Source organism: Arsenophonus endosymbiont of Aleurodicus floccissimus (assembly GCF_900343025.1).
Lineage (GTDB): Bacteria > Pseudomonadota > Gammaproteobacteria > Enterobacterales > Enterobacteriaceae > Arsenophonus.
Window position 1 is genome coordinate 190,071 of sequence record NZ_OUND01000005.1, and the last position, 12,976, is coordinate 203,046.

The following is a 12,976-nucleotide window of genomic DNA, read 5'->3' on the forward strand; positions in this document are numbered from 1 at the left end:
TTGTCAGATAAAAAACCATCAGAATGGAAAAAATTCTGAGGGGGTTAACAATTATTTTTCAGGCGGGGTGTAGCCTTCAATATGAATTTCTTGCCCTTCAAACAGAAATTTTACCATCTCTTGCTCTAATAGCTTTCGGTCTTCAGGATTCATCGTGCTAAGCTTTTTTTCATTGATCAGCATGGTTTGTTTGCTCATCCATTGTCCCCAGGCTTCTTTAGATATTTGATTAAAAATCCGTTTACCTATTTCACCAGGATAAAGCTGAAAATCCAAACCTTCAGCTTCACGTTGTAAAAAAGTACAAAAAATAGTTCTACTCATTAAGTGGATCCTCAGAATGGTAAAGTTAATATCTAAATTGTTTAAGTAAGTTTTCAACCGGTGCTGCTAAGCCAATTTTTATATCTTGCTGTAAGTTATACCAAAGTCCTTGTGTTTCATCCATACAAGCAGAAAACTGATTAATAGTGACATAAATAGGTATAACATCTAAATGAAAGTGGCTAAAGGGATGATGAAATGTAATTAATTGCTCAATTTTGTTATATACAATACCGGAATTATTAAGCCACTCGTTTAGTGCATCAAGCGTATCAAATTGTGGAAAAATATATAAGCCTCCCCAAATACCAGAAGGAGGACGCTTCTCCAGCCAAATTGAATTTTCATATTGTAGGATCAAAAACCAGCCACATTTGGTGGGAATTTGCTGTTTAGGTTTTTTGGCTGGAAAATTTTGCCAGCTATGGTTCATAAAAGCATAGCAACCTTTTTGTAACGGGCAGAGTTCGCATTTAGGTTTACTACGACTACAGATCATAGCACCTAGATCCATCATCGCCTGATTAAAATATTGAGCATCATTTGCAGGAGTTAACAGAGTACTGATAGCCCAAAGTTGGTTTTCAACTTCTTTTTTACCAGGCCAACCATCAATTCCATAGTAACGAGTAAGCACGCGTTTGACATTACCATCCAGGATCGGGAAATATTGGTTTTGGGATAACGATAAAATAGCGCCAGCAGTGGAGCGTCCGATGCCTGGAAGTGAAATAATTTGTTCGAATTTATTGGGAAAATGGCCATCATATTTAGCCACAATTTGTTGTGCTGCTTTATGCAAATTACGGGCTCTGGCATAGTAACCTAGGCCTGTCCATAGGTGTAAAATTTCATCTTGCGGGGCATTGGCTAAAGATGTGATGTCAGGGAAATGGCTAATAAATTTCTCAAAATAGGGGATCACGGTAGCGACCTGTGTTTGCTGCAACATTACTTCAGATAACCAGACGTGATAGGGGGATTTTTCTCGTTGCCAGGGAAGTGTTTTGCGCCCATAACGATGATACCAGTTAAGTATAGCTTGCGACAATTGCAGTGTATCCATATAAAAAGTCTTTACCCTAAACAGTTTTATAAAAAGTAGCATTTGATACGAGCGATGGTATCATTGCTAGTTGTTTTTTCCGCAAGGAATAAATATTTACTCTTTAGCCAGATATTAGCTTTGATGAAGCTTTTTATGCCGTCAATAGAGTAATGCTTTTTACCTGCCATTTTCATATTCAACTGCTCATAATATAATTATCTCTATTATGGAATAGTATTAATTGGTAAAAATAATCTCAATATTTATGATGAAAAATGTTATTACTCCAGAAGTTAATGAAGAGGGCAAAGTAATACGTCGTGTTCGTAGCTTTGTCCGCCGTCAGGGGAGATTAACTCCTCGTCAGGAAAATGCGCTGCAAGTGTTATGGCCTGAGATGGGGGTAAATTTTACCGGCGAGCCTCTATCATTTGATTCACTATTTGACAATGATGCGCCGGTGATCCTGGAAATTGGTTTTGGTATGGGGGCATCATTAGTTGCCATGGCCGAACAAAATCCGGTTAAAAATTTTCTCGGTATTGAAGTCCATACACCGGGAATTGGTGCTTGTTTGGCAGCGGCGAAAGAAGCCAATCTGAGTAATTTACGGGTTATGTGTTATGACGCAATTGAAGTATTGGAGAAAATGTTGCCAGATGGTTCGTTAAATATGGTGCAACTTTTTTTCCCTGATCCCTGGCATAAAGTAAGGCATAATAAGCGCCGAATTGTGCAGCAGTCCTTTGCTAAGCTTGTTTTACATAAATTGGAATTAGGTGGTATATTTCATATGGCAACCGATTGGCAGCCTTATGCCGAGCATATGTTAAATGTAATACGTGAAATCAGTGATTATCGAAATTTGTCAGCAGCAGGCGATTATGTTCAGCGACCCGCTCCGCGACCGGTGACTAAATTTGAAAAGCGTGGCCAACAGTTAGGCCATGGAGTATTTGATCTTATGTTTGAGAGGATAAAATAATGCCTAAACAGCGTAGCCGTCGTTTACGTAAAAAACTACATATAGACGAATTTCAAGAGGTTGGTTTCTCAGTAAATTGGTCTTTTCCCGCTAAAACGCCCGTTGATAAGATTGATAGTATGGTTGATACCTTTATTATAGAGCTTATTCAACCTAACGGTTTAGTGATGGACGCCAGTGGTTATTTAGATTGGGAAGGATTGATCTGTATGGAGAAAACTGGTAAATGTATAGAAGAGCATCGTAAATTAGTAGAAGAATGGTTAAAAAATCACGGTATGAAAAAGGTGGTTACTTCTGAATTATTTGATATTTTGTGGGATGCTACTACTGTATGCCGTAGCTCCTCATATTGATATTTTCATTCAGTCGTTGACAAACGGTAATCCCATTGATTGGCCGAATGGTAGGTATGATACCATTAAGGTTCTAATTGAAAATAAAAGTCCTCTTATCAGTGCGGAAACTATTCAATCACTACATGAACAGGTTATTGGTGATACAGATGGCAAGCATAGAAATACTATAGTAGATAAAAGAGTATAGTTGATCAGAAAAGTAGAATAATATGCCGTCATTTACATCCCATCTAAGGTGGGATGTAAATGACTTTATAAAAATAGTGCTAACAAAGAATTAAGAAATAATTTGCCTTGTTCGGTGATCTGCCAGCTCGATTCTGTTTCTGTGATATAACCTTGCTCCAGAGCGTTATCAAGTTGACGGCGAATGACATTTTCCGTTAAACCGGTGTAATCAATAAAATCCTTTCTTGGTAATGCCTCAAGTAAGCGAAAACGATTCATAAAGAATTCAAAAGGTCTATCTGGTTGGTTTACTTCCTTTTGCTGATAGAGATAGTTCCCCGATAGATAGCCACGGGGATGTTTTGTTTTCATTGTTCGCAAAATACGACCATCGGCAAAAGAGATTTTTCTGTGTGCGCCACAGCCAATTCCTAGATAATCGCCAAAACGCCAATAATTTAAATTGTGCTGACACTGATAGCCAGGCTTGGCATAACCAGATATTTCATATTGTTGATATCCGGCTTTATTAAGTAGTTGATGTCCTTCTGAAAAAATCTTCCACAGCGCATCATCATTAGGTAATACTGGCGGGCAGGAGCCAAAATGGGTATTCGGTTCAATCGTTAATTGATACCAAGAAATATGGGGCGGAGATAAATCAATTGCTTGTTGTAGATCAGAAAGTGCCTGTTCAAGTGATTGATCAGGTAAACCATGCATTAGATCAAGATTAAAACTACGTAAATTTAATGCTGAAGCCAGAAAAGCGGCTTGGATAGCTTCTTGGGGGCCATGTATTCTGCCTAATCTTGTGAGTTTATCGGCAGCAAAACTTTGTACTCCAATAGAAATTCGATTAATGCCAGCCTGTTGATATTGGCTAAAACGTTCAGCCTCAACGGTACCAGGATTTGCTTCCATGGTGATTTCGGCATCAGCTGCCAGCGATAATCTTTGACGTATACCATCAAGTAAAGATTGAATTGCCTTAGCGTCAAGTAGACTGGGTGTACCGCCACCAATAAAAATACTATTAACTTGACGACCATTTATCAGTGCAAGGTCAGTTTGAAGATCGGTTAGTAGATGTGTGACATATTCTTGTTGGGGCAACTCACCTTTTAGTGCATGTGAATTAAAATCACAATAAGGGCATTTTTGCACGCACCAGGGAATATGCACATACAGACTCAATGGCGGTAATTTAAGCATTAGTTAAAGATCCTAATAACATCTTTAATGCTTGCCCACGATGCGATACTGCATTTTTTTGCGCTTTGGTTAATTGAGCTGCGGTAAGTTTTAGTTTGCTGTCATAAAAAATCGGATCATAACCAAAACCGTTGCTACCTTTAGGTTCATGGGTTATCACACCTTGCCATATACCGTGACATATAATCGGTGTTGGGTCAGCAAAATGGCGTAGATAAACGAGTACACAATGGAATTGAGCTTGGCGTTGGTTATCCGGGATATCTTTCATGATGGATAATAGTTTGTGCAAATTTTCTTCGTCAGATGCATTTTTACCCACGAAGCGAGCTGAATAGATCCCCGGTGCACCTTTTAATACATTAACCGAAAGACCTGAATCATCGGCAATGGCCACGAAACCAGAAGCTTTTGCTGCATGACGTGCTTTTAATATCGCATTCTCAATAAAGGTTAACCCAGTTTCTTCAATTGCACTAATAGATAACTCAGTTTGGGCAATAATATTTAAGTTACACTCTTTTAACAGATCAGCGAATTCACTTACCTTGCTGGGATTACCTGTTGCTAATATCACTTTATGCATGAAATTTGCTCACCTTTACATTAAATAGCCAACTGAATAGAGTATGCTGGCAATAGTCGGATCAATAAATAGCAGAATATCCAGGCGCAGATAATTTAAAGCAATCAAAATCAGCATTACTATCATGGCCGAGAAATCTAATCCGCCCATAGCAGGGATAATACGACGAATATGTGACATTAAAGGTTCAGTTAATTGCATAAGCATATAATCAATAGGATTACGGCCTTGGCTTATCCAACTAAGAATAGCTCGAATTAAGATCAGCCAAAAAACTAACTTGCCGGCATAAGTTAATAATTGAATAAAGCTAATAGGTAATAGCGCTATGCTGATTAAAGCGAGCGTGTTTGTTGCCCACATGACAAAAAGAATATTGGCTATGGTAAGAATATAGGCGACCAATAAAGTTGCGGTATCAATCGCTCCAATGGCAGGAATAAAGCGCCGTAAGGGTCCTACAATGGGTTGAGTTATTTTGACCACAAATTGGGAAAATGGATTATAGAAATCCGCTCTGACCCATTGCATCCAAACTCGTAGCAATAGAATAATTATGTATAGTTGAATAATGGTTGGTACGATAAAAGTTAAAAATTGCATTTAATTATCCTGATAAATCAATATTGTTTTTCCATTTCTTCAGCGCGGCGGATTGCAGCACTCATTGCGTTGGTGATAATTTGAGCTAAATTAGCTTGGTAAAACTGCTCTAAGGCTTTAGCCGTAGTGCCGTCTTTCGAAGTCACTTGTTCTCTTAGTGTCGCAAAAGAGAGATCTGATTTGCTTGCCGCCAGAGCAGCAGAACCTTGGGCGGTGTATAAAACCAGCTCTCTTGCTATTTTACTATCAAAACCAAGTCGTTCAGCTTCCTGTTGGATTAATTCCATAAATAGGAAAAAGTAAGCAGGTGCACTACCAGTAACGGCAATAATATCATTAATTGCAGCTTCGTTAGTCAGCCAGAAAACTTTGCCAACACTAGCCATTAGTTCTGTGGCAAAAGTTTTATCATTCTCTAATACTGAATCCATGGCATACAAACCACTAACACCTTGGCCTACTAGAGATGGTGTGTTAGGCATAACACGCAGCAGATTTATGTTAGGCGCGAGATATTGTTGATAACGTTTCACTGGAATTCCAGCGGCAATTGTCAAAACTAGTTTATTGGCAAAATTAACCTGTTCTTTTAGTGGTTGACAAACAGTTTCCATAATCTGGGGCTTAACAGCAAGCATAATAACATCTGCATGTTTGCTTGCATCACTGTTATCGCTTTTTCCGTGTATACCATATTTTTTTACCAGTTGATCGCGATTTTTGGTGGTGGGGGAGCAGACTGTGATGTTATTTGCCGGATAGCCGGCTGAAATTAATCCGGCAATAATCGCGTGAGCCATATTCCCAGCGCCGATAAAAGTAATTTTTCGCTGTTGCATTATATTGCTCCTTTTATTGATTGCTTTAATTTTCAAATTGATTCATTATCGGGAACCAAAAATAGCTGTGCTAATTCTAACTAATGTTGAACGACAAGCAATTGCAATATCAAGATCATGCGGTCATGCCCATTGAAAGTGTATCAATATCTGGATATTGTTTTTTTAACTGATTTAATAAATTTTCCATATTACGAAAAATTGACATCTGTTGGCTAAGCTCAATTATTTGGTGCTGGAATTGCCATTAAACCACGTAATTTTAGGTTTGGTAATAATACATTTCAGCCGCTAATTTATCTAACTCTGCTGGTGTGATACCTGATTTACTTATTTCATCACTGATATTAATTTGGATTAGCACGTTTAGTGGCGCTTTAATTATCGGACGCTGATTATTTAATCGTTGTGCTATTTTTAATCTATCAATAGTATGACACCAATCAAAATGCTCTGCTACTAATCGACTTTTATTGGATTGTAGCGCGCCGATAAAATGCCATATTAAATCTTGTTTGTTACTAAAATAGGCGATTTTTTCTATCCCTTCTTGCAGATAATTTTCGCCAAACTGGTATTGACCGGCATTGATAGCCTCTTGAATTGCATCACAAGATTTAGTTTTACTGACAGCCAGCAGAGTAATATCTTCTGGCTCTCGATGATATTTATTGGCCGCTTGTATAATGCGGTTTTTGACATTACCCAGGTTTTGTTGAATTGTTTTCATAAAATTTAGATGCTAAATAAAAATGAAATAGGATAAAAACATAATTTCATTGTCACGGCTATGCCTGACAGTCTATTATAATTATGCTGATTAAGCATGTTGTTCAAACCAACTTTCTAAAATAATGACAGCAGAAATGGAATCAATCTTACTTTTATTTAACGCCCGATAGCCACCCTGATTAAATAGTTGTGCTCGCGCTTCTATTGTTGTTAAGCGTTCATCGTGTAATGTAACTTGGATACCAAAGCGCCCATGCAGACGATTAGCAAATTTACGGGCTTGATTACTTATTGGCTGCTCTGTTCCGTCCATATTGAGCGGAAGTCCAACAATAGCCAGTTCAGGTTGAGACTCTTGTATTATTTTTTCAATGTCTAACCAGTTGGGCTTACCATCTTTTGCTTTTATTGCAGTTAAAGGGCGTGCAGTTGCTGTAATTTCGTGCCCAATGGCGATACCTATACTCAGTGTACCGAAATCAAAAGCAATAATTGTTCTGTTTGCCATTATGCATTACCCGCTTGATTTGAAATATTAAAGATATCAATCCCAATTAAAGCAGCCGCTTCACGCCAACGTTCAGAAATGGGGGTGTGAAAAATGATATTGCTATTTGCTTTGGCGGTTAGCCAACTATTTTCCATTATCTCTTTTTCCAATTGCCTTTGTTCCCAGCTTGAATATCGCAAGGCGATAAGTGTTTTTTCTGGTTGTTTGGTAGTGTCTAAAGTTTCGAAAATGTCTTTTGACGTTTTGATCATAATTTCATCAGAAAGCTTTAGGGTAGAGCTAAAACTATTTTGTGGCGAATGTAGAATAAAACGATGAGCTTCTGCGATCGGGCCACCAGAAAAAACAGGTTGACTTAATTCAGTTATATGATCGTATTCTGTCGTTTTAATGTGCTATTGATTGAAATTTGTTCAATTTGTCTATTGATAACGAGACCTATAGCACCTTTTTCATTATGCTCACAGATATAAACCACCGACTTTTGAAAATACGGATCTAATAACGTTGGTATGGCAATGAGAAGGTGGTTTTGTAAATTCATATTATTAAACTTATTTTCCTGAATTATCAATAAAATATACCTGAATTAAAAAATTAAAAAATAATTAATGAAACACATTCGCGATTGTTTAAATTTTATTTTCGGCTGACTGTAAGATATTAATATTTTATAACAATAGAAAACATTTATAGTATCCTATCTTATTATTCAGTTAGCTGTGGTTAATTTACTGTTTTTGCAGCCAGTCGTTTTTCTATTGCATCAAATAACATACCTGTAATTGATATAGCCGAAAATGCCGCTTCAATTTCACGTATACAGGTAGGACTGGTAACATTAATTTCGGTTAAGCGATCACCAATAATATCTAAGCCAACGAAAATTAATCCTTTTTCCTTTAATATAGGTGCCACCGTTCTGGCAATTTTCCAATCGCTTTCTGTCAATGGTCTCGCTTCACCATATCCTCCTGCTGCTAAATTTCCTCGCGTTTCACCTTGAGCAGGAATACGAGCTAAGCAATAAGGAACTGGTTCACCATCGACAACCAACACCCGTTTATCACCTTGCTTGATAGCAGGTAAGTAATCCTGAGCCATACAGAACCGCTGGCCATGTTGAGTTAATGTTTCAATAATGACACTGACATTAAGATCATCTTTCTTTAAACGGAAAATCGATGCGCCACCCATTCCATCTAGAGGTTTAAAGATGACATCACCATGTTTTTGATGAAATTCTCGCAGTTTTTTATTATTTCGGGTTACTAACGTATCAGGTGTTAACTGAGGAAACCAGGAGGTAAATAATTTTTCGTTACAATCCCGCAGGCTTTGAGGTTTATTGACAATTAGACTACCCGCTTGTTCTGCCCTTTCAAGAATATAAGTGGCATAAATATATTCAGTATCAAAGGGGGGATCTTTCCGCATTAAAATAACATCAAGATTTTTCAAAGCAATATCTTGTTCAATACCAAATTCATACCATTGTGCAGTATCTTGTTTGATGTTAAGCAGTTGTCTGGTACGTCCGTATGCTTCACCTTGTAATAAATAGAGATCGTCCATTTCCATATAGTGAATTTCATATCCATGGCGTTGTGCTTCTAATAGCATAGCGAAACTACTATCTTTTTTAATTTTTATGGTTGAGATGGGATCCATCACAATACCTAATTTGAACATTTTGTCTCCTTAACCAAGATCGCCGAAGCGAACTTGTAATGCGGTGATTGCAGTTAACGCAGTGGTTTCTGTTTTTAATATCCGAGGCCAAAAAAGTAGGATATTAGTAAATTGATAATTAGTTGTCATTATGATTTCATCTAGCGAAAGCCCGCCTTCTGGGCCAATGAGTAACCTAATTTTATTTACTGCTGTGCGCAGTGTATTAATACTTGATTGGGCTTTAGGATGGAGATTAATTTTTAATGCATCATCTTTTTCTGTGCATCAAGCTTCAAGAGGCATGACTGGACGGATTAAGGGAATTTTGTTACGTCCACATTATTCCCAATCAGAAATGGCAATGTTCTGCCATTGTTGTTGCTTTTTACTGAGTCGCCCAGGATCTAATTTAATATTACAGCGTTCAGAAATAAGTGGAGTAATGATATTGACGCCCAGTTCTACTGATTTTTGAATAGTGAATTCCATTTTTTTTTCACGAGAAATAACTTGTCCAAGATGGAGATCTAAAGGGGATTCTCTGTTTGCTATTGTCGCCAGCCCGAGCTGGGCTTTAACTGACTTTTTATTAACTTCAAGTATTTGCCCTATGAAAATAGAATTACTGCCATCAAATAACTCAATATTTTGGTCCTACACTCATACGTAGAACTCGACTAACGTGGTTAGTGGCATTATCGCTTAATCATATTATTGCGCCTGATTATAATGCTTTAGGATGATAGATCCGAGGAATGCGCATAGCCATGCTTCCTTATAAATTCGATGCTAGCAAAATATTGTGCCTATAATAAAGATGGGAAAATAAACTAGCAAGCTGTCTTGCTAGCTATTGATTTTCCTTTTTTATTTTGCGCAAAAATTCGCTTACAACCGGATTATTGTTAATATCTATTGTAGAATTGTTATAAAGTATTGTTTTTTTATTTATGGATATTGGAAAAGAATGCTGAGTGAATAATGCGGTTTTTTCAAAAAGGAATTTGAAGATGGCAACACATGGCCCACCACTTTTTCGTATTGGCTGTTGATTCAAGCATTTGTTATAACAATTATTTTATTACCATTAAGCCATTTATTAGTTAGTTATTTACCCCTTTATCTATTTAATTATAGGTCCCATGACTCACCTAGTAGATATCGCCTTTTTATTACTCTTTTTATTCCTTTCACTATCATATTTTTGCTGATCACAGATCTTAGCCATATAGTGATTTTACTTTTTTTCGTCTGGTTTAGCGTATTACTTGCGTTTATTGATCATCAGACAGGTTATTTGCCAGATTTATTAGTCTACCCATTACTTTTGTTAGCGTTGCTTTTTCATACCATGCAATCTAATGAACAGTTGTTATTAGCTATTTATGGTGCCTTGATTAGTTATTTAATATTTTGGTTTATTTATGGTTTTTTTTAAATTAGCTATTAAGCCGTAGAGGATTAGCACAAGGAGATATTAAACTTGTGGCGGCTTATGGGGCGCTTGGTTAGGGGTATATATTTTACCTTATTTAATGCTATTATCTGCTTGTCTTGGCTTACTTAATTATATTCTTTTATGGATTAGGCTATAAGCCAAATAAAATTGCTTTTGGCCCTGCATTAGCTAGTGTAGGTATTGGTTTAATGTTGATTAAATATTTTAAAGAAGATTGGCTCATAAAAATTATTCTCTAACAAGTTAGCATGTCGATATTTGGGGCTATGGGTAACTTTGTTAAACTTAGACTGGTATTTTTTTATTGAAAAGAGATTTTATTAATTTTTATGTGCTTTTAACTCGTTAGATGAAATATGAGGAAAGTTAAAATGAAAAAAGCAAGTTTGTTATTATCGTTTCTTTTCTGTTGTTCATTTTCAATTATGGCATCTGTGCCAGATGGTATTACGGTATTTGCTAGCCAAAAAGAAGACGGTAGTATTTCTTCTGTAAAAAAATCCTATTACACAAAAACATTTCATGTTACGGTGGTAAATGCGTCTGAAAAATACATTGATCTATCTAAATATTGTTTCAAAGCTTTTTTAGGTTCAAGAGAGTTTAAGGTAGATACTATTGATGAGAATTTACATAATAAAGTGCTAAAAAATAACGAAAGTGCAAAAGGCATGATAGTATTTGCATCTATTAATCGTGATATTAATAAAGCAGCAGTGGTTAAATTAACTGATAAATGTAAATAATAACTGATAAATGTAAATAAATAATCTCTAAACGCAGTCTAACTTTACAATAATAGGCTGCGTTAAATTACTAAAGGCTCCATTTTAATTGCGTTTAAATTTATTATGCTAAATAAACAATAGTTAACCTCTTTCCATCCATGGAAAAGCATAAATAATTTTTATGATAAGGAAGCCGCCGATAAATTTTCCAGATATTTTTGCCATAGTTGTGATTGAGTAAAATATTTATCTAAATTTATTACCATAAGGTTTTCATTATGCTGAGCAATTAGGATCGGAAAACCGGAACGAGCAACTTGATGTAATAAGGTACGACTTGATTGGATATGCTTGTTTGTTGGTTCATCTTTATTTATGGCAAAAGTTTGTTGAAATAACTATTTGTCTAGCCCAATCTGTTGGGCTAATTGCAATAAAATGTTTTCGTCACTAGCCCGAAGGCCATCAATATAGTGCCCTGTTTGGATGGCGTTTAACATTGCTAAACTTTTATTTGCTAATTCATCAGTGGTAATAATTGCTGTTATCGGTGGTAATGAATCAAGTATTACATCATTTTGTTGTAACATTTGGTAATAATTATCTCCAAATGTTTCCCCCGTTATACCGGCTATCTGCTTATCAGTATCCAACAAAAATTGACGCCATTGATCGTCTATTTTTACTCGGTTGTGGCCTGTCAGCATACCACCACCATGAAGTTGTAGTTTAATATTTTGCTGACTAGCTGCAATTTCTATCAATAGAGACGCGCCATAACACCAACCACAGAAAGGATCAAAAATATAGTGTAAGGTTATTGGTGACATTTTTTCTTCGCGAAATTATTGTGGTCATTTCATTTCGTCCTTCAATACTTTGGCGCTTAATTCAAGATTAGCAGGCTCCTTTAAATTTGGGTAAGCTTGCTGCATCATATCAATAACTTCAGTTGAATTTTTACTTTTTGCTAAAACTTTTTCTAGTTTTTTTAAATAGTTTTGCGTAAAAGTAACGGTAGTAATATCTTTTGCTGATGGTTCAAGGTAATGACCGGGAATAACGACTTTTGGCTTAAGCTGTTTGATACTTTCAAGGGTTTGTTGCCAGTCTTGGCGAGATGCTTTGCTTTGTATATCAGCCGTCCAGACATGGATATTGTCAGAGACAAGTACGCCACCAACAACAGCTTTAAGTTTTGGGATCTAGACAAAAGTACGATCAGGTGCGGCACTTTTTAATCCCTGAATTTTAATTTTTTCACTATCAACCACTAATGTATTACCTTGTAACACTTCAGGAACAATAATCTTGGTTGGTGCATGTTCTTTCAATATAGGTCCCCAATAGGCCAGTTTACCATCTTTGGTCGCTTTTATCGCTTTAACAGTTTCGGCAGTTGCTAATACTTTTGCGTTAGGAAAAGCTTTAGTAATGATCTCTAATGCAAAATAATAATCGGGATCAGAATGACTAATATAAATTGTTGTTAGTTTTTTATTTAGTTTTTTTATACGATTAACTAATTATTCTGCATCATTTTTTTGAAATTGTGCATCAATAAGGATTGCTTGGTGATCACCGCTAATAATTTCAGAAGAGACGGGAAAAATACTTTTTTCACCTGGATTGTAGAATGATATTTTCAAATTAGTGGCTTGAGCTAATGCGCTGAAAGTAAAGAGAGTTGCCATTGTAATAATGGAAACAACTTTCATAATGTTTTCCTTAATACTGAATGTTGA

General features: G+C 36.3%; 13 protein-coding genes and 4 pseudogenes. 4 read left to right on the forward strand and 13 right to left on the reverse strand.

What is annotated here, in order from left to right; translation table 11 throughout:
* Positions 1-51: 51 nt before the first annotated feature.
* Both ARADI_RS14670 and mutY read right to left on the reverse strand, forming a co-directional pair.
* A complete protein-coding gene (locus ARADI_RS14670; protein WP_032115532.1) occupies positions 52-324 on the reverse strand; it encodes an oxidative damage protection protein in 273 nt (90 codons plus the stop codon).
* 25 nt (positions 325-349) lie between these two features.
* A complete protein-coding gene (gene mutY, locus ARADI_RS14675; RefSeq protein ID WP_119712533.1) occupies positions 350-1,390 on the reverse strand; it encodes an A/G-specific adenine glycosylase in 1,041 nt (346 codons plus the stop codon).
* A 247-nt stretch (positions 1,391-1,637) separates the two neighbouring features.
* Between mutY and trmB the strand changes: the two genes are divergently transcribed.
* Together trmB and ARADI_RS14685 are read left to right on the forward strand one after the other, a co-directional pair.
* The gene (trmB, locus tag ARADI_RS14680) at positions 1,638-2,357 is read left to right on the forward strand and encodes a tRNA (guanosine(46)-N7)-methyltransferase TrmB (protein WP_119712495.1); all 720 of its coding nucleotides are present in this window, start codon (positions 1,638-1,640) and stop codon (positions 2,355-2,357) included.
* A complete protein-coding gene (locus ARADI_RS14685; RefSeq protein WP_119712496.1) occupies positions 2,357-2,713 on the forward strand; it encodes a YggL family protein in 357 nt (118 codons plus the stop codon). Before trmB ends, ARADI_RS14685 begins: the two co-directional genes overlap by 1 nt.
* A gap of 255 nt (positions 2,714-2,968) precedes the next feature.
* Here ARADI_RS14685 and hemW read toward each other — a convergent pair whose 3' ends face one another.
* From hemW to rsmE, 9 genes and pseudogenes are all read right to left on the reverse strand, one after another.
* Positions 2,969-4,099 carry a radical SAM family heme chaperone HemW gene (gene hemW, locus ARADI_RS14690; RefSeq protein ID WP_119712497.1) on the reverse strand — a complete coding sequence of 377 codons (1,131 nt, stop codon included), beginning with the start codon at positions 4,097-4,099 and terminating at the stop codon, positions 2,969-2,971.
* Positions 4,092-4,685, reverse strand: a complete 594-nt coding sequence (rdgB, locus tag ARADI_RS14695) for an RdgB/HAM1 family non-canonical purine NTP pyrophosphatase (protein WP_119712498.1) — start codon at positions 4,683-4,685, stop codon at positions 4,092-4,094. The genes hemW and rdgB overlap by 8 nt, the downstream gene beginning before the upstream one ends.
* A 15-nt stretch (positions 4,686-4,700) precedes the next feature.
* On the reverse strand, positions 4,701-5,288 hold the full coding sequence (locus tag ARADI_RS14700; RefSeq protein WP_119712499.1) for a YggT family protein: 588 nt from the start codon (positions 5,286-5,288) through the stop codon (positions 4,701-4,703).
* Between the two features lie 17 nt (positions 5,289-5,305).
* Positions 5,306-6,127 carry a pyrroline-5-carboxylate reductase gene (proC, locus tag ARADI_RS14705; protein ID WP_119712500.1) on the reverse strand — a complete coding sequence of 274 codons (822 nt, stop codon included), beginning with the start codon at positions 6,125-6,127 and terminating at the stop codon, positions 5,306-5,308.
* A 45-nt stretch (positions 6,128-6,172) separates the two neighbouring features.
* A pseudogene (locus tag ARADI_RS14710) lies at positions 6,173-6,857 on the reverse strand (YggS family pyridoxal phosphate-dependent enzyme).
* Between the two features lie 90 nt (positions 6,858-6,947).
* A complete protein-coding gene (gene ruvX, locus ARADI_RS14715) occupies positions 6,948-7,367 on the reverse strand; it encodes a Holliday junction resolvase RuvX (RefSeq protein WP_119712501.1) in 420 nt (139 codons plus the stop codon).
* A pseudogene (locus ARADI_RS14720) lies at positions 7,367-7,914 on the reverse strand (YqgE/AlgH family protein). Before ARADI_RS14720 ends, ruvX begins: the two are co-directional and overlap by 1 nt.
* 182 nt (positions 7,915-8,096) lie before the next feature.
* Complete coding sequence (gene gshB, locus ARADI_RS14725) at positions 8,097-9,062, reverse strand: glutathione synthase (protein ID WP_119712502.1); 966 nt, start codon at positions 9,060-9,062, stop codon at positions 8,097-8,099.
* Positions 9,063-9,071: 9 nt separating this feature from the next.
* Positions 9,072-9,759: pseudogene (rsmE, locus tag ARADI_RS14730) on the reverse strand (16S rRNA (uracil(1498)-N(3))-methyltransferase).
* A 516-nt stretch (positions 9,760-10,275) separates the two neighbouring features.
* Here rsmE and ARADI_RS14735 point away from each other — a divergent pair.
* Positions 10,276-10,482, forward strand: a complete 207-nt coding sequence (locus tag ARADI_RS14735; RefSeq protein WP_238149518.1) for a prepilin peptidase — start codon at positions 10,276-10,278, stop codon at positions 10,480-10,482.
* A gap of 392 nt (positions 10,483-10,874) precedes the next feature.
* Complete coding sequence (locus ARADI_RS14745) at positions 10,875-11,249, forward strand: DUF4354 family protein (RefSeq protein ID WP_182853290.1); 375 nt, start codon at positions 10,875-10,877, stop codon at positions 11,247-11,249.
* A 380-nt stretch (positions 11,250-11,629) separates the two neighbouring features.
* Here ARADI_RS14745 and ARADI_RS14750 read toward each other — a convergent pair whose 3' ends face one another.
* Together ARADI_RS14750 and ARADI_RS14755 are read right to left on the reverse strand one after the other, a co-directional pair.
* Entirely contained in the window at positions 11,630-12,061 is a 432-nt protein-coding gene (locus tag ARADI_RS14750; protein WP_119712505.1) for a DsbA family protein, read from the reverse strand.
* A 24-nt stretch (positions 12,062-12,085) separates the two neighbouring features.
* Positions 12,086-12,949, reverse strand: a pseudogene (locus ARADI_RS14755) (MBL fold metallo-hydrolase).
* Positions 12,950-12,976: the final 27 nt, after the last annotated feature.